Origin of the sequence: Cognaticolwellia aestuarii (genome assembly GCF_002000025.1) — a bacterium.
GTDB lineage: Bacteria > Pseudomonadota > Gammaproteobacteria > Enterobacterales > Alteromonadaceae > Cognaticolwellia > Cognaticolwellia aestuarii.
In genome coordinates this window covers 190,097-210,461 of sequence record NZ_MUZV01000008.1, presented here as the reverse complement: position 1 = coordinate 210,461, position 20,365 = coordinate 190,097, and the positions used below count along the sequence as shown (strand labels likewise).

Sequence of the window (20,365 nt, the reverse complement as noted above, 5' to 3'; positions counted from 1 at the left end):
GTCCAAACTGAGGAAAACATTGCGTTTTCCTCTTTTTTTGCCAACATCGATATCTAAAAATAAAACCAGATCAATTACTAATAAGTGACGAAATATTGCCATGACTCGGTACTATTTCAAGGAGAAATAAATGTCGTACACTACGTTTAACCAAACACCTAACAATGCATTGTTAGAGCCAATGTTTTTGGGAAACAGTGTTAATGTTGCACGATACGATCAACAGCGCTTTATGGCGTTTGAAAAGTTGATTGAAAAGCAATTATCGTTCTTTTGGCGTCCTGAAGAAATTGACGTATCCAAAGATCGCGCTGATTGGCAGAGTTTAACCGACTCTGAAAAACATATTTTTATTTCTAATTTAAAGTATCAAACTCTGCTTGACTCTATGGCTGCTCGTTCAGTGAACGCTGTTTTGCTGCCGCTTGTTTCACTGCCTGAAGTGGAAACTTGGGTTGAAACATGGGCATTTAGTGAGACAATTCATTCGCGCTCATATACCCATATTTTACGTAATCTATTTTCAGATCCAAGTGAAGTATTCGATGATATCATGGTGAACCCTGCGATATTAAAGCGTGCATCAAGCATTGCTCAATACTTTGATTCTGTCATTATCACTACGCAGTTATTACAATCGCAAGGCCCTGGTAGTTACGAAGTCGACGGTAAAAACATTGAGGTAAACGAGCGTAAACTTAAAGAACGTTTATTCCTAGCTATATGCTCAGTGAACGCGTTAGAGGCTATTCGCTTTTATGTTAGTTTTGCGTGTTCATTTGCCTTCGCTGAACGTGAATTGCTCGAAGGTAATGCCAAAATCATCAAATTAATTGCTCGTGATGAAGCGCTACATTTAACTGGCACCCAACATATTCTTAATAACTGGATATCGGGCAAAGACGATCCAGAAATGCAAGAAATTGCAATTGAATTGCGTGAGCAAGGCAAGCAAATATTTATGGATGTAGTTGAACAAGAAAAAGAGTGGGCAGATTATTTATTTAAAGACGGTTCAATGATCGGTCTTAACGCTGCTATTTTAAAACAATACATTGAATACACCAGTAATCAACGTATGGCAGCAATAGGCTTTGAAGCCCCGTTCGAGATTAAAAGTAACCCTTTACCTTGGATGAATTCATATCTTGTCAGTGACAATGTACAAGTTGCGCCACAAGAAACCGAGATATCTAGTTACTTAGTTGGCCAAGTAGACTCGTCTGTATCAAGCGACGACTTTGACGATTTCGATTTTTAATTGCTATGTCTTTTAGTATTACTGTCGAGGAACGTGAAATAGCGTTCCTCGCTGAAGACAAAAATATCCTTAATACCCTAGAACGAGAAAACATCGAATCACATTTTCATTGTCGAGATGGCTTTTGTGGTGCCTGTCGTTGTACCTTAAAAAAAGGTACGGTGGAGTATAGCGAATACCCATTGGCATTTATTGGCGGTGGCGAAATACTCACTTGTTGCGCCTACCCTACTTCCGATATTGTTATTGAAATAGATTAACTTCCTCAAGAACAGTTTATGTATGATTGAAAAATCAATGCAGACGATAAAACGGACACTATCAAGATAACCAACTGAAAATAATCAATAAAAATGCCGTTCACTTTTTATGAACGGCATACAGTCATTACGATTATTAGCATATATCGTTAGAATAAAAAGCTAACTTTTGTATAGAGATAACGACCACGAGGATTATGTACTCCCGACACATAACCATATAAGTCACCATCACCATCACCAATAGCAAACGGTGGCTCTTCATCGAGCAAGTTATTAACACCTAAAGATACTTTCGTAAATTCAGTAACATGGTAAGAAGTTTGTAAATCTACCAATATTTGTGAATCAACCATTCGTGATGTATTGCTATCAAAGTCTAAATTTCCGTCAAAATCAATATCTGGCGTATCTTCAAATTCACCAACGTAACTAATATTAATATTGGTATTAAATTGCCCTATTTCCCAGTTTGATGAAAAGATCCAGCGATGCTCAGGATAGCCATACTCGCCGGTATAATCTCGACCATCTTTTTCAAACTTATCTTGATAGGCCCATTCTAAGTTGAATTTTAATAAACCTAAATCATCCAATGAGTGGTTATAATTACCTGAGATATCAATACCCGATACTTCTTGTGACGATAAGTTTTTAAAAGTACTGTGTACTTTTTGTATTGTACCTAAACTTGCACCACCGGTAGCTGGCAAACGAACACATATCGTACTGTTTTGATTACCGCATTCTGCAGCATAAATAGGACCAAACTCTTCTTCATCAATTTTATTATCTTGGGTAATACTCCAAATATCGACACTGATGCCAAAATCAGCTTCAGGAGCCCAAATAAAACCAATATTCCAAGACTCTGATTCTTCGGCTTCTAAATCAGGGTTACCTGAAAACTCAATATTATAATCTAAGGCTTGGCAGTCTAATCCCGTTTGTTCACAACGCTGCGTATCAACAAAAAACTGACTTTTCTGTGATGGACCTAAACCTATTTGAGCCAATGATGGCGCTCTAAAACCTTGAGCCCAAGAAGCTCGCACGGTTATTTCATCACTTGGCGCCCAACGAAATGCTATTTTTGGGTTAGTTGTGTTACCAAAGTCACTATAATCATCATAACGCCCGGCGAGTTGTAGCTCTAAGCTATCACTGAGAGGTATAGAGAATTCTACATACGCCGCATATTGCTCACGCTCCGCTGATGCTGACACCGATTCAGTACCAAAAATTAGGCCACGTTGAAACTGATCGTCAGGAATATCATTAACATCTTCTTCACGATATTCAATTCCCGCAGCCATCATCACAACACCATCTCCGAAATCGAAGGCCTCGCCCGTAATATTGGCATCAAATGAAGTCATATGCGATTCACCACGGCGTACTAAGCTCGTTGTGATCCTGTCGATAACTTCAGGATCATTAAAAGTGCCACCAAATGGATTATAGCTACCAGCATCAATTTCTTGTTGCAAAAAGTCAGTACGTACCCAACCTTGGGTACGATCACCTGTTTGCATAGATTTACTACGCCCTTTTTGTACTGCTGCCTCCCAGCTCCAATCATTAATTTCACCTCTTAAGCCTGCAACCAAGCGTAAAGTGTCTGACTCTATATCCCATTGACGTGCGCCCGCATCTACAGTTCTGTAACGACCAATTGCAATATCTTCGCCAAAAGGGTTGTTGGGATGGCTCGCCGGCACAGTTAAGCCTGCATCTTCATCAAGTGGTGTTGGTGCACCAGCTGCAACAGAGCTATTATGTTGGATCGCCATTTCTATAAAGCTTGTTATGGCGTTGTCAAAGCGATACTCAAATTGTGAAATAGCGCCAATACGCTCTGAAGCTGGTGATATATAGCCATAAGGGCCATAGTCAAATAAACAACTACCACTTGCGGTTGCTTTATCAGCAGGACAGTCCGGATCAATGGTTTTAACTTCATCAACATAGAAGTAACCAGGAAAGCCGCGTGATGAACGAAAATCTTCACCGCCATAAGGGGCTTGGTTTGCGGTACCTAAACTGCCCATTTCATTGGATGAAAGAGAGGTGTTTTTAAAGTAATCGATAATGATCGAAGCACTGCTTTTTTCACTTGATGTCCCCCAAACAAGACTTGCGGTTGTTTCCTCATAGTTAGGTCCATCGGTGCCTCCATACCCCAAGTTTAGCTCGACACCCTCAATGTCTTTTTTCAAAATTACATTAACAACTCCGGCAACAGCGTCAGAGCCATAAATAGCAGACGCGCCATCTTTTAAAATATCAATCCGTTCAATCGCGGAAACAGGAATGCTATTAATATCAACAAATGAATTAGTAATACCTTCTGCAAAGGCACTAACTGACACTCGTCGGCCATTGATTAGCACTAAAGTTGCATCTGCACCTAAGCCACGTAAACTGACAGCGGCTGAACCATTAGCCGTAGAGTCTTGGTTATTTCCACGAGTCGAGAAAGTACCATTACCCGCAACTGGCATTCTTTCTAGTAATTGTTGAAGGTTGTCATACCCCATGTTCTCGATATCATCTCTGCCAATTGATTGAACCGGAGACGGCCCCTCCATATCGGAACGTTTAATACGAGAGCCCGTGACTTCAATACGTTCTATTTTCTCAGCGCCTTGAGCTGCATATGCTGTTGCTGTAAAGCCCCCTGATAATGCTAATGTTGCACTTACAATAATACTAGGTGTAAATTTATGTACTTGATTCATCCTGAAATCCTTGTAGTTTTATTATTTTATGCTCATTTAATGAACAAGTTAATTAATAGCATGTAACTTAAGGGTTAGCAATTTGGATGAATTTTAACTGTATTGACGCTGAGCTTATTCGACATTAATTACCATATTGAAGGTAGTACTAGCTGACAATTTAGTAATCTCGGTACCTTAACATCGTGTATTAGTGGTCAGTATGATGATTTGAACACTGTTATTTCATCGCGCGACTATTAAAAACTCATGATATGAATTTAATTCGAGTTAAATTCAAGCACTTTTCGTATTTACGCATATACTCTATTGAAAACTAGCTCTTATTTCATGGTGTCGTATTTTATTAGTGCCAATCTTTAAACTATTAAGCCACTCCTATCGGGTTATCTACATAGTAGCTTCCTTATACGGAGGTATTTGAGTGCTATTTAAAACCATCAAAAATACCACCTCATCAATAGCCGTGTTAGCCATCTGTCTTGTTAGCTTAACTGTCCTTACGGTTTCTTTGCAGGAACATGAAAAGTTATATTTTGAATTTGTAAAAGGCGACCTCGATGCACTCGCTGAAAATATGTCTAGTGATCTCATTCCTTTGTTAGCGTTTGAGCCCGATGAATTTGAATTGACCTCAATGCTGCTGCGCTTAGATAGATATGATAATGTCAAATTTGCCACTATTTACGATAAAACATGGCAAGCACTACAAAGCTATCATGGTAAGTCATTTTCTGCTCAGCATCCGATAACTATATTTCAACTTGAATCATTTAAAGAAAAAGGTCCCGGGGTTTACCTAGCAAATGGTGAGTTAGTGGCAGTTAAATTAATTGGTGACGTAAGACTTCCTTTAGGTTATTTAATCATTATTCATGACTCAAATGGCCCGCTGAACAAAAGTAAATTGAACTTGCTAAAACAGGTACTTCCCTTAACCCTAATATTATTATTCATCGTTATCTTCTTACTATTTTGGATACAAGGACGGCTATTCTATCCTTTAATCAGCCTTTCGAGACTGACACATAAAATTAGACAAACAAAAGATTATTCTTTGAAAGTCCATATTAGAGGTAAACAAGAAGTCGCTTCTTTAAGCCATGACTTAAACCTGATGATGGAAACCATCAACCAAGAAACACTAAAAAATAAAGAGTACACTGCACAATTGATGGAGCAACAAAAAACCATGGAGCGGTTGGCAAATTTTGATGGGCTTACAGGCCTACCTAATAGGCAATTTTTTATGGAAACTTTGCGTATTGAATTAGCAAAAGCTAAACGTTCTAAAAAGAACTTAATATTATTGTACTTTGACTTAGATGGTTTCAAGGGAGTCAATGATTCATTAGGGCATGATACTGGCGATCAATTATTAATTGAAGTAAGTAATCGTTCTAAAGAGTATTTTCGTGACGGTGATATTATTTCACGCTTAGGAGGCGATGAATTTCTAATCCTACTACATAACGAACCTAATGATTTTTTATTATATCAAATAGCCGAACGCTTAGTTAATGGTCTTTCAAAGCCATTTAAAATAAATTCATGGGAAGTACAAGTCAGTGTCAGTGTCGGTATTGCCAAAGCTTATGATGCTAACTTCAATTTAAGTGAATTTGTTTGTAATGCAGATGTTGCTATGTATCGTTCTAAAATGGCTGGGCGCGATACACATACCATTTTTGTTCCTGAAATGATGGAAGAAAAAAAGCGTAAATTACTAATCGCCAATTCTATATCACATGCAATAAAAAATGATGAATTTATGCTTTATTATCAGCCAAAAGTCTCACCGGAAGAAGAAATAATAGGTTACGAAGCGTTACTTAGGTGGACAAGTGAAACATTAGGTAAAGTATCTCCCGCTGAGTTCATTCCTATTGCAGAGCAAAGTGGAAAAATTCAAATCATCACAAAATGGGTTTTGGATCGTTTGTGCCAAGATATTGAAAATATTCAACAAGCTATCAATCCCAATATCGTTGTTTCTGTCAACTTGTCTGCTCAAGATATAAAAAGTGTTTCACTGATTTCGTATATCAAGTCGTTATTCAAACAATATGCTGTCGAACCAAGCGCAATAGAATTTGAAGTCACTGAGTCAGCTTATTTGGAAAATTTTGATATGGCAAATGACTTCTTTTCTGAGATGAGAGCGTTAGGCACATCAATTGCACTTGATGATTTTGGAACAGGCTATTCATCATTAAGTTATCTCACCCAATTACAATTAAACACCTTAAAAATAGATAAGCAATTTGTTGATAACTTAGTAATATCAGAGCGTAGTACTCTGATAACCAAAACAATAATTGAAATGGCAAAACAACTGAATTTGAAAATATGTGCAGAAGGTGTAGAAACTAGAGAGCAATTTAATTTTTTAATTGAAAATGGTTGCCATCAACTACAAGGTTACCTGTTTTCTAAACCAATCTGTCTTACGCAGGTACTTAGCCATAAACTAAAAAAATAATGTCTCTTAGGTTATTTTATTTCAAATAGTATCGTCAATTCATTTGGAATTTCCATAGCAGAAGACAGATATCCAACAGCATTGTGATTATTTTTGACATAGTCTAAAACCGATTGTTCACTCTGTAATTCTTTCGGTTGTTGTCTGCGGCCCGAAAACTTCATTTGCGCCCAATAAGACTGTATACGTGACTCGGTCAAGCCTACTACTCTGGTATTAAATAATACCCGTGTAAGATTTTCTGGCGGCAGTGCAATAGCCGTTAGAGCATATTCTGACGCTCCGCCCATAAATAAATTTCTGACTTCTTGTCGACTAAGTTTTAAAGCTGTATTTTTTACATTGGCAACTACGACAATGCGCTCTCTTGCAAAACAAGTAACGCAAAAAAACAGCAAAATGATGGCGAAAACTCGCAACGTGGCACTCATTAAAACACCCACTCTACGGCAGCTAGATAAAGTATCGCCTCTCTATCAAAGTTAGCATCGTGAACAGTAAAAAAAGCGCGGTCACTACTTTTGCCTTTAATTAAACTGACTTCGCCTTTCAAGGCTAGACCTGAACTGATATCCCAGCGCGTTCCGATCGTAAAAGCTTCAGAGCTGTTAACAGGCAGTTGATTAAATATCGCTTGATAACCGCCTGCCAAAGCATCAAGTTGTGGATTTAATCCGGTAGGTATTTCATCGACAACAGACTCGTACTTAGTTTTATTTCTAGCATATGAAATATACGAAGAAAATGGGGAATAGTGATAGCCTGTTGAGACAAAATAACCATCACTATCTGGCACCAAAACAAAATCAGCTTGTATTCTATTGAGCTCTGCTCGCACAAAATAATTAACGTTTTCAAAGTTCGCACTTAATTGATAAATTTCGGTTAACCCTGCTGTTGCTAACGATTCTGCACTATTAATAAAACCTAACTGAGCTAATATACCAGAAAACTGTTGAAGTTCCTGCAATTCAACACTGGTTTGCCCTTGATGATAAGAGCCTCTAAACGTCCAGTTTTTATAATTAATATTGGCAATTAAACCGCTCAAATTCTTGGTTTTAGCTGTCATTTCTCGATCAGCAACAAAAACCTTATCAGCGAAATACCCCCAGTAACCTTCAATATTAATCACAAACGCTTTTCTGGGTATTTCATAACTTGCCATTAAGCCATCAAATGTAGAAAAAAAGTGTCTAGGATAAGTTTGTTGCGGTAATGTCGCCCATGGGTAGGCATAGCCAACATCGATAACATCACTGTAACTTAAAAAAGGCGTACGTTGCTTACCAAGCTTAAATTTCAAAGTATTGCTTGGCGTATATGTCAAATACAACCATTCAATCCCTGAGTCACGTTTATTGCCAGAATGACCGATAAGTTGCCCTGTGATCGCTAAATCATCAATAATCTGATAGTCAGCTTGTAAACCAATTAAGCTTTCATTATCAATACTTATCGAATTATCATAATTGAGATAGTCGGCTTGTCCATCATCTAGGTAGCCAACAACAACACGAGCAAAACCAGAAAACCGCAAGTTATCATCACTCTCTGCCGATACAAAGGTGCTGAAGCTAAAACAAATCAACATAACATTAACTATCAGTTTCAGAGGGTAATTTTTCATAAAATTTTGCACGGTAAGAACGATAAATAAACAGGTAGTAATAAAGATAGTCTTTGCCGGTAAAGAGTCAATATTATTCGATATTTACTTGATATAGAACGCTTTAGCTTTAAGAGTGAAACATAAATCAATCGCTGCTATTTTCATTACCGTTAAAGCCAAAATACACTTGCGACGGTTGTATGAGACATGATATTGCCTATGCTGATTTATTTATAAGAAAGATTAAAGGTAGCGGAGGAAATACAAAGAAACGCTCGTTGCTACAAATAAGCAGATGATCCGCGTTAATCATTAAGTTGTTGCTTGAAAAGCATTAAAAATTGGGAGGTTAACGCCATCAAAGTACGGCTACTGATTTTTCGCGAAGCTTTAACTAACCTGAACTCTGGGTAAGCTGCACTCATTATCCAGAGTTCAGGTTAACTATAGTAGTCAGAGCAATAGGCGAGCATTAGTGCAAAGTCGAGCTATTATATTATTGTACTGTGAGCATAATAGAGAGATCGCAGTGTGTAGCGTTCCCAATAATTTATGCATATTTCTCGATACAAAAAACAATCAAATAATCAAATAATCAAATAATCATGATATTTTCGTCTTTAACTCATAGCTCCTAGTGGTTATATGCAATTGCATCAATGTGAACGATTGTCGATCTATTTTTATCTAGCGGCCATTCAATTTCCTGCCCAATAGAAAGACCAATCAACGCACTGCCAACAGGAGTAAGAATTGATAACGTGTCACTTTCAGCAATATCTTTAGGGTAAACGAGTTTCAAGGCAAAGGTTTTTTTTGAAGAAAGCATAGTAAAGGTCACTGTTGAGTTCATTCGCACCACTGTTTTCGGTAACTTGGCTTTATCAACAATCTTTGCTCGCTCTAATTCATCAATCAATAGATCATGTGATGGTGCATAAACTTCTTTTTCTAACATTAGATGTAAGCCATCGTAATCATCATGACTTATAATTATTTTAGGTTTAATCATTATATACCTGTCCTTTTGTAAATTAACTGCATTGGAGAAAAACTTATTACTACCGATATAGTTAGCTTATTGCGTAGCTAAAACGATTGCTGCTTTGCAATCAACCACTACTTGTTGATGCATAGAAACTGTCAATCGCACGTGCTAAGCCTTCAACTGTATACTCAGTTGGCATAATATTTACCGTTAACCCTGCCGCTAAACACGCCTGATAGGTTGTTGTGCCAATAGCACAAATAACGGTATGACTTAACGCCTTTTGCTGTTCAGCGTTGGTTAAAATTGCCATTAACGCTTGCACAGAAGAAGGTGAAGTAAACGCAAAACAGTCAACGCTATTATTTTCAAATAAAATTTTCGCTGGGCTATCAAGTCCGCAACGAAGCTCAGTTTTATAGATAATTGGGCTAACGACGTTATAACCTTTCTTTATAAGTACTTGCTCTAATTTTAATGCTGCCCGGTTACCTTTTGGAAAAAATATTTGTTGGGCCTGGTCCGTAACTGGTGGGAATAAATCAGCTAATGATTCTGCAGTATACAATTCAGGCATTAAATCAGTATTTAAACCATATTCAGTCAATTGACGAGCAACGACTGGACCTACTACGCAAATTTTTAAAGCGTTGAGCTGGGCACTGTTTATACCCAATAATCTCAAGTATTCGAGTGTTTCAATTACCGCGTATTGAGAGGTAAAAATTAAATAATCACTTGCTAGCATCTGAGCAAAGTCAGCCCGTAGTTGCGCAGTTTTTTCAACCGCTGTGATATCAAATAGCGGACAGGCAGTAACCTTATATCGCTGCGCTGGCAGTAGGTTAACAGCACTTTTTAGTTTTGAATACTCGCGACTAAACAACACATTAATAGGTGAACTCGCCATTTTATTGCCTTTTTATAGCCTGTGAAATCGCGTTAATGAGTTTAACAGCGACAAACTCTTCGTATGAGTCGACTGGATCAAACTGTCGAGCGTATAACAATTCTATCGTTTCTAATCTAGCATTAACCTGCGAAAGCAGATCTTGATTTTCATTATTCATATCTTCGATTAACTCAAAGGTTTGATAGAGGTAATCCCAAAAATTATTATGCATTTCATTCTCTCAATCTCGAACTGAGGTATCAAAATCACGCCAAGTTAGCAGTGATACAGTAAGCTATAGTAGTGAAAGTGTAACGAGTTCAAGCGTTATTGCTGGGGATGGACGACTAAGGAAAAGTAGCGCTTAGTCGTCCTTAAATGGGAAAGGCGCGAACAGGAATCATCCATATAATGGATAACTTCGCAATTAAATTAGTTGTTTGAATATATGACAAAGTAAACATCCAATAATCGTAACATAGACCATTATTGTTTCCAACAATGATTCAGCCTCGTTATACCTTCTTTATTGTGGTGCTAAAATCAACTTTCAAGTCATCGCTCAAAGATTAGCGATAAATAATGATAATGGCTATCTCAGCCACTTGCCTGCTGTACATACTTTATATTCTGAACTGACTATGCAGACTGCGAAAAATTTACCATCAGCTGCTGCTATAACAGTTGTTTTATTTATCGGCATTATTTTTAGCCAGTAATCTTATATCATTGCCTGTTGGTGACTCATGAACCCTGAGTGAAAATGCTGGCAGCACGGCAATAATATGGTCAAATATATCTGACTGTATATCTTCGTAAGCGTTCCAGCTGGTAGTATTTGTAAAAGCATACACTTGCATAGGTAAACCGTCACATGTTGGCTCTAACTGCCTAACGATTAAAGTCATACCCTGATGAATTTGCGGGTGATTTTTTAAGAATGACACTAAGTATTGTCTAAATGTGCCAACATTCGTTAACCGTCGCCCATTTTGTAAAACACTCATATCAACTTTTCTATCGATATTCTCTTTTTCGATCAGAGATACTTTATTCGCGATATAATCACTTAACAAGTGTGCTTTTTTTAGCTCTGCAAGTTGCTGGTTATCTAAAAAACAAACGCTGCTCATTTCTAAATGAATACTACGTTTAATTCTTCTCCCACCAGATTCAGACATTCCTCGCCAGTTTTTAAACGAATCGGAAATCAGCGCATAAGTTGGAATAGTCGTGATGGTTTTATCCCAGTTTTTTACTTTTACAGTTGTCAGTGCTATGTCAACTACATCACCATCGGCACCATATTTAGGCATTTCAAGCCAATCACCAACGGCTAGCATGTTATTAGCTGATAGCTGTATTCCGGCCACTAAACCCAAAATAGGATCTTTAAATACCAGCAACAGCACAGCCGACAGCGCACCTAAACCACTGAGTAAAATTAACGGTGATTTATCCATCAGCAATGAAACAGCAAGAATACCGGTTAACACACTCGCTATAAGCTTAATAGTTTGTAAGAAGCCTCGAAGTGGAAATGGTACCCGACTAGAACGTTTATCAGAAATAGCTTGAAAAATATCAAGTAGCGTAAAAAGTGACAATAACGAAAATAGAATAATCCATTGGTCAGTGAGCACTTTTACAATATGTAAAAACACCGCTTCTTTGACTAACCAAAGGTTGGCTTGAATAACAACAATCGCGCCCTGAAAAGCAAAAGAAATACGGCTAACTAAGCATAACACTAGCTTAGCGGTTTCACTTTTCTCAGGCTGATCACTTGCTAAAGTCACAAAATGACCTTTAAGAAACTGTTTGGCTAATGCTCTTAAGATGAAATGCAGCGCCAAGGCAAAACTGGCGATCCATAACAGCACTAATATGTCATACCATAAAATTGAATTACCTGGAAAATGCTGTTCAAACCAAGCCAATAGAAAGTCTCTTAAATCTGCTCTTGTTTGCGTCATGATAATTTTACTCTTACTAGATCTAAAACTGAAAAATGTAACCAGTTGAATATGACTAATATACTATCAAACAGATCAGATTGTGATGATATTATTAGCACAATATATTGCGTTATCATTGATGAAAAACAAAAAGACCTTTCAACAGAAAGGCCTTGTATCATAATACGTTAAATAACTATCAGGTTAAAAAAATAAATTTTGCAATAAATAATACAGTTAGTGCCCAAACACCTTTAGATACTTGTTGATACTTGCCTGCGCCAACCTTAAGAACGGTATAAGTAATAAAACCAAAAGCGATGCCATTAGCAATAGAGAAAGTGAACGCCATCATCACCGTCGTACAAACGGCGGGAGCATATTCAGTTAAATCTTCCCAATCTAAGCCTTTTAAAGAGCTCATCATTAACATAGCAACATAAATCAATGCGCCATCAACGGCAAAGCCCGGTAACATTTGTGCTAACGGCAGAAAGAACATACCAACAGCAAACAACACGCCAATAGTAACAGCTGTTAAACCAGTGCGGCCACCAACAGCAACTCCAGCGGCAGATTCAACATATGACGTTACTGGTGGACAACCAAAGCCGGTGCCAATAACAGAGGCAATTGAGTCTGCTTTTAATGATTTACTTAAGCCATGAATTTTACCATTTTTATCTTGCAAATTGGCCCGCTCAGCAACGCCCATTAAGGTACCGGCAGTATCAAAAATATTCACAAATAAGAAGGTTACAATAACGGGGATCAAAGCAACTTGGAATGCGCCAGCAATATCAGCTTTCCATAAAATGGGCGTCAAAGCAGAAAAGTCAGGCACAGCCAAAATGCCATTATAGCTAACAAAGCCAGAAGCAGGAGCAAAAGATTTAGCCGCTTGAGCGACCACAAAAAAGTCGGCGGGTAATACCCAAGTCATCATAAAAGCAATCAAGGTTGTGGTTGCAATACCAATAATCACCGCACCAAACACTTTTCGATAACTTAGAATAGTAATCAACAAGAAACTTAAAAAACCCAACGCTGGTGCTTCTGGGCCAAATTCGCCAAAACCAAAGTGAGTCAAATCCGCAATAGCAACAACATTGTCAGCATCTGGTATAACAATGCCAGTAAAGCGTAAACCAATAAAGCCTAAAAATAGTCCTACCCCCGCGGTCATGGCAAGCCTAAGACTCATTGGTATACTATCAAGCATCCACTCTCTTAGCCGAGTAACGCTCATTAAGACAAAAATAACACCAGATAGAAATACAGCACCTAAGGCAATTTCCCAGCTGTAGCCCATTGCACCCACCACAGAAAAAGTAAAAAATGCATTTAAGCCCATACCTGGTGCAAGCCCTACTGGCCAATTAGCATAAAGCCCCATCAAAATAGTCGCAATGGCTGCACCTAAACAAGTCGCTAAAAATAAGCCATCAAACGGCATACCAGTTTTTGACATAATGATAGGGTTTAGAAACATAATATAAGACATAGTGACGAAGGTTGTTAATCCCGCCATAAGCTCAATTTTTACGGTGGTATTATGCGCAGGCAGTTTAAAAAAACGCGCTAGTGCCCCTACGTTCATCATGTCTTCACCATGATTTTTGCTCGCGTGTTCATCCATAACGACAGCTCTCTTGTTGTTGATAAATATGTTTAATTTATTTTTATTTTCTATTTAACAGTCTGACTGGTTTATCTCTTTAAATAAATAATTATTCTCATGTACTTTAATCATAAAGGTATTGTTTGCGTTCAATAACTTGTTCGACATTGCTTATTCATGTTCAAGCTTTTTTATGGCATTGATATACCCACCCTATAATGAATAGAGAAAACCTGTCAATAGTGTCAAGAACTAAGTTTTTATTATATAATTGCCACTTAGTTCCATAGCCTGCTATACCGTAGACATGCTAATAATTTTCTTTTGGTATTTATTTTAAAAATACCTCCAATCAGGTTTCATTTAGGTCGTTATGCTTTCCTTATCACATTTTAATCAACAAACCATTAAGGGTGACATTTTTGGTGCTCTAACCTCAACTATCGTTGCTCTACCTTTTGCTTTAGCTTTCGGTGTAACATCAGGTGCTGGAGCGAGTGCTGGCATTTATTGTGCTATTATAACGGGGTTATTTGCCTCAATATTTGGTGGCACAAATCAACAAATATCAGGTCCTAACACTGGTTTAACCATCGCTATGGTAGCTATATTAACTAGCTTTGTTGCACAATCGCCAGATCATGGCATAGCACTCGCTTTTACTGTTGTAAGTTTAGCAGGGGTGTTTCAAATGCTTTTTGGTTTTTTTAAGCTGGGTAAATACTTTACGTTAATATCATACCCGGTGATATCAGGCTTTACATCCGGCATTGGCGTACTCATTATTTTATCGCAAATTGAACCCCTGTTTGGGGCATCGTTGCCTGAGTTGTCATTATCTTTTAGTACTATCAGCACAGCAAATACCTTAGTTGGACTATTGTGCTTACTAGTACTATTTTTATGGCCACAACAATATAGCCGTGTGGTACCGGCAAGTATTATTGTCGTGCTAGGGGCAACCCTTTTTTACTTGTTGTCGGGCACTGAAATGCCGGTGGTTGGTGCAATTTCAAGTGAGCTGCCCTCTTTCAACTTCCCTACCTGGGATAGCGACTTAGCCGGTGAGATGCTGCAATCAGCCCTACTTATTGCCACATTAAGTACCCTAGACTCATTAATGACCTCACTGACGGTAGATAGTATTAGCAATGATCTGCACGATTCTGATCAAGAGCTTGTTGGTCAAGGTATTGGTAATATTATTGCAGGCCTATTTGGCGCTTTACCTGGCGGTGGTGCTACCATGCGCACTGTAACCAATTTACGTGCCGGTGGCACAACCCCTTTATCAGGGATTTTACATGCCCTTTTTATTCTCGCCATTGTTTTATGGGCAGGTGAATATACCGCCTACATTCCCGTTGTTGTGCTAGCGGCAATATTAACCCATGTAGGCATTAATATTATTGATTGGAATTTTCTCAAGCGTGTCCATCAAATTCCACTTTTTAGCGTCAGCTTAATGCTATCAACAATGGTAATGGCAATTGCTTTTAACTTAGTTACCGCCGTGTTAGTGGGTATCTTTATTGCAAATTTAGTGACCATACGACGTTTATCAGAAATTCAATTAGACAATATTAAATGGTTTACCGCCCAAGATGAACACTTATCAAAGACAGAAAGAGCGCTACTGACAACACTGAATGATGATGTGCTTCTGCTCAGCATTTCAGGGCCTATTGGTTTTGGAGTAGCACGTGGCTTAAAGCAGAGCGTTTCTAAAGTCGATGAAAACAAAACCCTGTTGATTGACTTAACCGATGCTCGCTTTGTTGGTATAACCAGTACCATTGCCATCGAAGAAATTATCATGAACTATCAAAAAGAAGGTAAAAAGGTCATATTATCAAGTATATGTAAACGTGTACGTGATGATTTTAATAAACTCAATTTATTTGACAAAGTGCCAACTGAGCATATTTTTGCAACAAGAGTTGAAGCACTAAGTTACTTAAAAGAAACACTCGTAAAATAAATTGACCGTGGAATTACTTTTACTTGAGTGATGCATAATCCATAGGTCACTAAAATGCTCTTAGTGACCTACTCATTGGCAAAGGTGAAAGTAACAGCAAACCAACCCTACCAAGGCATTTAAGCAATTGGCGTTTTATTGATATGTGATAAAGCAAAGTTAATATCCCAAATATGCCCTCCCATCTCTTTAATACCCATAACTTTCAAACGTGCTGAGTGCTGGTCTTGAAAAAGGTAAATGCCAACATCTAATTGATCTTGAATACTTTCGGTCTATATTTCCAAATAACCCCAAGTTCATTATTAATTGACGATGCTAAATCCGTTAGCGCCTCTGTCATTTCATCACCAAATGGACCGGTAAAATCAAAGTCTACTGGTCATCGTTTTTTCATCTGTCTTCAGCTTATGCTTATGCTTAGTTTTATAAATATTACTTTTTAGACACCCTAATTAAGATCAGTGAGATAAGCGCAACACATTTTATGCTTTTTCGAGCGCTTGTCTAACATCAGCAATAATATCGTCGATATGTTCAATACCCACTGATATTCTGATCAAATCAGCACTTACCCCGGCTGATGCTAACTCTTTAGCGTTCAGCTGTCGGTGCGTGGTCGATGCAGGATGACAAGCTAATGATTTAGCATCGCCAATATTGACCAACCGTAAAATCATCTCCAGAGCATCTATAAAGTTTGCACAAGCTTCAACTCCACCATCTACACCGAAGCTGATAATACCAGAGGCTTTACCACTAGTGATGTGCTGACAAGTGTTAAAGTAAGGGCTATCAGGTAAAGCGGCATAGTTTACCCATTTTACTTTGTCATGTTGTTGCAAATAGGCAGCAAGTTTTTCGGCATTTTCACAATGGCGCTCCATACGCAAGCCTAGGGTTTCAAGACCTTGTAGAATTTGAAAAGCATTCATTGGCGATATGGCGGCGCCGGTATTTCGCAAAGGTACAACACGACAACGACCAATATAGGCCGCAGCACCCAATGCTTGTGTATAAACAACATGATGATATGAGGGATCTGGTTCATTTAACACCGGGAAACGCGCTTTATTGGCGACCCAATCAAACTTACCTGAATCAATAATTACCCCACCAATAGAGGTACCATGGCCACCGATATATTTGGTTAATGAATGAACAACAATATCAGCACCCAATTCAAATGGTCGGCATAAATAAGGCGTTGCAACCGTATTATCAACGATTAATGGCACACCATACTTATGGGCAATTTCTGCTAAGCGCACAATATCTACAACATTACCGGCCGGATTACCAATAGACTCACAAAACACGGCTTTGGTTTTATCATCAATCGCTTGTTCAAAGCCTTGATAATCATCATACGAGATCATTCGGGCTTCAACACCTTGTCTTGGTAACGTGTGAGCAAATAAATTATAAGTACCGCCATATAATTCACTAGTACTAACAATATTATCTCCCACTTCGCACAGGCATTGTATCGCATACGTGATAGCTGCCATGCCGGAAGCAACACATAACGCACCAATGCCACCCTCCATTGCCGCCATACGTTTTTCCAGAACATCCGTGGTCGGGTTCATAATACGAGTATAAATATTACCTGGGACTTTCAAATCAAATAAATCAGCACCGTGCTGAGTATCGTCGAAGGTATAGGATGTTGTTTGATAAATAGGTACAGCGGCAGATTTGGTGGTTTCTTCCGACTTGTAACCCTCATGTAAAGCAATTGACTCTAGTTTCATGCGACATCTCTTCTGGCTAGTAACTTATGGCAGCAACCGCGATCGCGGATCATAATCGTTGGGCTAAACAGCTAAGTTAACGCTAGGAAAATAATGACTTTAGCAATAACTCAGTTTTTATAACCTAAAGGTAATATATAACTGAAAATCAAAATTTTATAGTGCTTTTTTTGTTCACGGACCATGCTCGGCGCAAAAAGTCATTACGCTTTACTAAAGTGTAATATGATTAGCATAAGAAATAGTAAAGTCGCTGACCATGTTGCGCTTGCATTAATACTAAGGTAGCCGATAGGCTTATTTAGGCGTTTTTTGATGAAATAAAAGTGCTGACATATAACGTTAAATGATTTTATTCATTAATTTCAATCAGTTAAATAGATAAAGCAAATAACAACCAGTTCTCTATAGACTATTGATATGTATTACCATTATGCTTTAACCACCCGCCTATATGATGGCCATTGGGATCATGATGCGTCCAATGCACGACTCCGCCTTTATTATTCCATTCATACTCACCATAAAACGCTATTATATCGCCGGTAGAAATGGCATTAATTCTTGGCGCTAAGTCAAAATTATGAGCAATTAAAATAGTCTTATTTGAGGCTAATTTCAGTATAAATTTCTGGTGGCGAGATGCCCGATTATCACCTTTTAATAAGCGAATAACCGTGCCGGTGCCTTTAACTTGTACATTACTTGTACGTTGCTGAATTGCTTGTTCGAGGGATATTGCATTGGCAAAAAACGAACATTGTAATAAAACAGCACTAACGACTCATAGTAAAAATAGTTGTTTTTTCATCCTAAAAGCCAAATTCCATTTCAACGGTTACACAACGCATTATACCCAAGCCACTTGAAACTGCATTTTAAGTGGCTTGGGTATAGCTAACATAATACCATGGTTAAATTAATTGTCCGGTAAAGTATCCTGCGCCCAAGCCCAAAGAACCTAACGAAGCCCACCTGATCAACTTTAACATTTTAGATGTTTGATAAATATCTTGTCCTTTAAGTAACGAGTCTACAATATGATCTTGGCCCACAAGGGAGAAAAATATTGATAAGGCTAATAACGCTAAAGCAAAATATATATCGGTTTCAATCGCAACAGCCTTCAACTGTATTAGAATAATGATCGCACCCACTACCGCTGATGAGAGCCAAGCATACTGTTTAAATAGCTCAAAATGTAGCTCCGCAGTGAGCGTTTCATTTCTGCTTTTATTTTCATCAACTACAATTTTGTTTTCATCAGCTAGCTTATTTTTGCTGATATTTTTTGTTACTGACATTGTAAACACCTAACTCCATAATCTAAATTTAACTCTACTTCACATAAAGCTGACCGCTAAATATTGACTTCAAAAATACAAACCTATCGGAATAATCACTCACTTGCGGTATTTTTCTGACGTAAACTCGCTTCTAGCATCATTGAGTTTTGTTCTGCAAAGCCCGGCTCAACAAATTTCTCAGGACAAAGACATAATTGTGTTGCCAAGGTTGGATTACCTAATGCTGCTAGCACACAAGCAATGGCAAATTGTTGGTCCGTACATGATGATATGTTATTCATCGAAGTATTTAAGGTATATGAGTCGCCAGACTTAACAAAAAAGCTTTTCATACGCTGCGCATCATAACCATATTGCGTTAATATAGGCGCTAATTCAAACCATGATTTTTTGCTAAAACCGTAAAAAAAACTCATCATATATCCTAAAGTAAAACAGCATTATTTATCGCTAAGCAGAAGCTCTTAAGCACGGGTGCGACAGGAAAGTGCTTTTTTATATCGATATTCGCATAAGTACCACATTGACACACCAAATAATAACCCAGCTAACAACCAAGTAATAACATGAATGATAGCGGCGGTTAGCGTAAACCCAGCTGAAAATGGCTTACTGATAAATGCCATAATGATTAGCATAGGTAAGCCATACGACAAAATACCATTGACGAGAAAGAAACGATATTTACCTTTTTCTCTTAGCGCTTTCCAAGCATTAAATTGCTTTGTATTCATCTACAAATTTCCAACATTGAATATTAATGTAAAGGATTAGTCGTAGTTAAATAAAATTTTCCCTCAACACAACTAGACAAAAAATTATTGAATACCACAACCTTTGAGAATAATTTTTGTCAGTGAACTCACCACTGCGTCGAAATCATCATCACTCATAGCCTCTTTATCCAATGCAGCGACAACTTGTACGTTAAAGTCAGCATAATGCTGCGTTGAACTCCAGATTAAAAAGAGTAAATGATGAGGGTTAACATCATCTATCAAACCTTGCTTTATCCAAGTTTCGATAACATTAACCTTACTTTGCAACCAAATTTTAAAATCACTATGTAGATATTCATTTAATACGGGGGCACCATGAATCAACTCACTGGCAAATATTCTGGAGGCATCAGGATCGTTCTTAGCATGCATCACTTTTGCCCTAATATAGTCGCTAAGTACTTGTTTAGGTTCTTTATCAGCGGTTAGCGTATCATAATCATTATTCCATACCGCAATGATGCTACTGAGTAATTGCTGATACAAGTCTGTTTTATCTTTAAAATAATAATGAATATTAGCGCGAGCAATATTGGCCCGTTCAGCAATACGTTTAATTGACGCACCTTTAAAACCGTAAGTAACAAACTCTTTCTTTGCCGCATTGAAGATAATGGCTTTATTCTTTTGTCGAATACTCCCTTCAGATACTTTTTCTTTCGCCACAAAAACTCCGATTAAAAGATAAAAATCAAGAAATTAGAATGAAAATTCACATCCATCTAA

Annotated in this window: 18 protein-coding genes and 1 pseudogene; 4 read left to right on the top strand and 15 right to left on the bottom strand. The window is 37.9% G+C overall.

All coding sequences use genetic code 11. The features are described from left to right. Positions 1-130 precede the first annotated feature (130 nt). Both nrdB and yfaE read left to right on the top strand, forming a co-directional pair. Positions 131-1,261 (top strand): class Ia ribonucleoside-diphosphate reductase subunit beta, encoded by a 1,131-nt coding sequence (gene nrdB / locus B0169_RS13840; protein WP_077286727.1) that lies wholly within the window; start codon positions 131-133, stop codon positions 1,259-1,261. A 5-nt stretch (positions 1,262-1,266) separates the two neighbouring features. Next, complete coding sequence (yfaE, locus tag B0169_RS13835) at positions 1,267-1,521, top strand: class I ribonucleotide reductase maintenance protein YfaE (protein WP_077286725.1); 255 nt, start codon at positions 1,267-1,269, stop codon at positions 1,519-1,521. Positions 1,522-1,670: 149 nt separating this feature from the next. Here the strand turns inward: yfaE and B0169_RS13830 are convergent, their stop codons facing one another. Beyond that, positions 1,671-4,262, bottom strand: coding sequence for a TonB-dependent receptor plug domain-containing protein (locus tag B0169_RS13830; protein WP_077286723.1), 2,592 nt, complete (start codon positions 4,260-4,262; stop codon positions 1,671-1,673). 424 nt (positions 4,263-4,686) lie between these two features. Here B0169_RS13830 and B0169_RS13825 point away from each other — a divergent pair, with 424 nt between their 5' ends. Continuing rightward, positions 4,687-6,744 (top strand): EAL domain-containing protein, encoded by a 2,058-nt coding sequence (locus tag B0169_RS13825; RefSeq protein ID WP_077286721.1) that lies wholly within the window; start codon positions 4,687-4,689, stop codon positions 6,742-6,744. An 11-nt stretch (positions 6,745-6,755) separates the two neighbouring features. On the opposite strand, the gene B0169_RS13820 is transcribed toward B0169_RS13825, so the two are convergent. From B0169_RS13820 to B0169_RS13790, 7 genes are all read right to left on the bottom strand, one after another. Next, positions 6,756-7,175, bottom strand: coding sequence for a type 2 periplasmic-binding domain-containing protein (locus tag B0169_RS13820; protein WP_077286719.1), 420 nt, complete (start codon positions 7,173-7,175; stop codon positions 6,756-6,758). Continuing rightward, positions 7,175-8,374, bottom strand: a complete 1,200-nt coding sequence (locus B0169_RS13815; RefSeq protein ID WP_077286717.1) for a hypothetical protein — start codon at positions 8,372-8,374, stop codon at positions 7,175-7,177. The genes B0169_RS13820 and B0169_RS13815 overlap by 1 nt, the downstream gene beginning before the upstream one ends. A 616-nt stretch (positions 8,375-8,990) precedes the next feature. Beyond that, the gene (gene rnk, locus B0169_RS13810; protein WP_077286715.1) at positions 8,991-9,368 is read right to left on the bottom strand and encodes a nucleoside diphosphate kinase regulator; all 378 of its coding nucleotides are present in this window, start codon (positions 9,366-9,368) and stop codon (positions 8,991-8,993) included. 100 nt (positions 9,369-9,468) lie between these two features. Further along, positions 9,469-10,254, bottom strand: coding sequence for a uroporphyrinogen-III synthase (locus B0169_RS13805; protein ID WP_077286713.1), 786 nt, complete (start codon positions 10,252-10,254; stop codon positions 9,469-9,471). Position 10,255: 1 nt separating this feature from the next. Continuing rightward, entirely contained in the window at positions 10,256-10,468 is a 213-nt protein-coding gene (locus B0169_RS13800) for a hypothetical protein (protein ID WP_077286711.1), read from the bottom strand. A 457-nt stretch (positions 10,469-10,925) separates the two neighbouring features. Further along, positions 10,926-12,212 (bottom strand): mechanosensitive ion channel family protein, encoded by a 1,287-nt coding sequence (locus B0169_RS13795; RefSeq protein ID WP_077286709.1) that lies wholly within the window; start codon positions 12,210-12,212, stop codon positions 10,926-10,928. 181 nt (positions 12,213-12,393) lie between these two features. After that, positions 12,394-13,833, bottom strand: a complete 1,440-nt coding sequence (locus B0169_RS13790; protein WP_077286707.1) for an NCS2 family permease — start codon at positions 13,831-13,833, stop codon at positions 12,394-12,396. A 355-nt stretch (positions 13,834-14,188) separates the two neighbouring features. Here B0169_RS13790 and B0169_RS13785 point away from each other — a divergent pair, with 355 nt between their 5' ends. Continuing rightward, the gene (locus B0169_RS13785; RefSeq protein WP_077286705.1) at positions 14,189-15,796 is read left to right on the top strand and encodes a SulP family inorganic anion transporter; all 1,608 of its coding nucleotides are present in this window, start codon (positions 14,189-14,191) and stop codon (positions 15,794-15,796) included. A 250-nt stretch (positions 15,797-16,046) separates the two neighbouring features. Here the strand turns inward: B0169_RS13785 and B0169_RS19690 are convergent, their stop codons facing one another. The 7 genes and pseudogenes from B0169_RS19690 to B0169_RS13750 all read right to left on the bottom strand — a co-directional run bounded on the left by B0169_RS19690 (position 16,047) and on the right by B0169_RS13750 (position 20,305). Then, positions 16,047-16,139 (bottom strand): hypothetical protein, encoded by a 93-nt coding sequence (locus B0169_RS19690; RefSeq protein ID WP_328589023.1) that lies wholly within the window; start codon positions 16,137-16,139, stop codon positions 16,047-16,049. Positions 16,140-16,281: 142 nt separating this feature from the next. After that, complete coding sequence (locus tag B0169_RS13775; RefSeq protein ID WP_077286703.1) at positions 16,282-17,553, bottom strand: O-acetylhomoserine aminocarboxypropyltransferase/cysteine synthase family protein; 1,272 nt, start codon at positions 17,551-17,553, stop codon at positions 16,282-16,284. 412 nt (positions 17,554-17,965) lie between these two features. Then, positions 17,966-18,316 (bottom strand): annotated as a pseudogene (locus tag B0169_RS13770) (DUF3465 domain-containing protein); the annotation flags it as partial. Between the two features lie 151 nt (positions 18,317-18,467). Then, positions 18,468-18,857: a hypothetical protein gene (locus B0169_RS13765; protein WP_077286701.1), complete on the bottom strand. Its 390-nt coding sequence runs from the start codon at positions 18,855-18,857 to the stop codon at positions 18,468-18,470. 95 nt (positions 18,858-18,952) lie between these two features. After that, positions 18,953-19,276: a hypothetical protein gene (locus tag B0169_RS13760; RefSeq protein ID WP_077286699.1), complete on the bottom strand. Its 324-nt coding sequence runs from the start codon at positions 19,274-19,276 to the stop codon at positions 18,953-18,955. Positions 19,277-19,324: 48 nt separating this feature from the next. Then, positions 19,325-19,594: a hypothetical protein gene (locus B0169_RS13755; RefSeq protein WP_077286697.1), complete on the bottom strand. Its 270-nt coding sequence runs from the start codon at positions 19,592-19,594 to the stop codon at positions 19,325-19,327. An 84-nt stretch (positions 19,595-19,678) separates the two neighbouring features. Next, positions 19,679-20,305, bottom strand: coding sequence for a TetR/AcrR family transcriptional regulator (locus B0169_RS13750; protein ID WP_077286695.1), 627 nt, complete (start codon positions 20,303-20,305; stop codon positions 19,679-19,681). Positions 20,306-20,365: the final 60 nt, after the last annotated feature.

Coding starts and splice junctions, on each gene's coding strand:
- nrdB (WP_077286727.1), top strand. CDS start 131: ATGTCGTACACTACGTTTAACCAAACACCTAACAATGCATTGTTAGAG.
- yfaE (WP_077286725.1), top strand. CDS start 1,267: ATGTCTTTTAGTATTACTGTCGAGGAACGTGAAATAGCGTTCCTCGCT.
- B0169_RS13830 (WP_077286723.1), bottom strand. CDS start 4,262: ATGAATCAAGTACATAAATTTACACCTAGTATTATTGTAAGTGCAACA.
- B0169_RS13820 (WP_077286719.1), bottom strand. CDS start 7,175: ATGAGTGCCACGTTGCGAGTTTTCGCCATCATTTTGCTGTTTTTTTGC.
- B0169_RS13815 (WP_077286717.1), bottom strand. CDS start 8,374: ATGAAAAATTACCCTCTGAAACTGATAGTTAATGTTATGTTGATTTGT.
- rnk (WP_077286715.1), bottom strand. CDS start 9,368: ATGATTAAACCTAAAATAATTATAAGTCATGATGATTACGATGGCTTA.
- B0169_RS13805 (WP_077286713.1), bottom strand. CDS start 10,254: ATGGCGAGTTCACCTATTAATGTGTTGTTTAGTCGCGAGTATTCAAAA.
- B0169_RS13800 (WP_077286711.1), bottom strand. CDS start 10,468: ATGCATAATAATTTTTGGGATTACCTCTATCAAACCTTTGAGTTAATC.
- B0169_RS13795 (WP_077286709.1), bottom strand. CDS start 12,212: ATGACGCAAACAAGAGCAGATTTAAGAGACTTTCTATTGGCTTGGTTT.
- B0169_RS13790 (WP_077286707.1), bottom strand. CDS start 13,833: ATGGATGAACACGCGAGCAAAAATCATGGTGAAGACATGATGAACGTA.
- B0169_RS13785 (WP_077286705.1), top strand. CDS start 14,189: ATGCTTTCCTTATCACATTTTAATCAACAAACCATTAAGGGTGACATT.
- B0169_RS19690 (WP_328589023.1), bottom strand. CDS start 16,139: ATGACAGAGGCGCTAACGGATTTAGCATCGTCAATTAATAATGAACTT.
- B0169_RS13775 (WP_077286703.1), bottom strand. CDS start 17,553: ATGAAACTAGAGTCAATTGCTTTACATGAGGGTTACAAGTCGGAAGAA.
- B0169_RS13765 (WP_077286701.1), bottom strand. CDS start 18,857: ATGTCAGTAACAAAAAATATCAGCAAAAATAAGCTAGCTGATGAAAAC.
- B0169_RS13760 (WP_077286699.1), bottom strand. CDS start 19,276: ATGAGTTTTTTTTACGGTTTTAGCAAAAAATCATGGTTTGAATTAGCG.
- B0169_RS13755 (WP_077286697.1), bottom strand. CDS start 19,594: ATGAATACAAAGCAATTTAATGCTTGGAAAGCGCTAAGAGAAAAAGGT.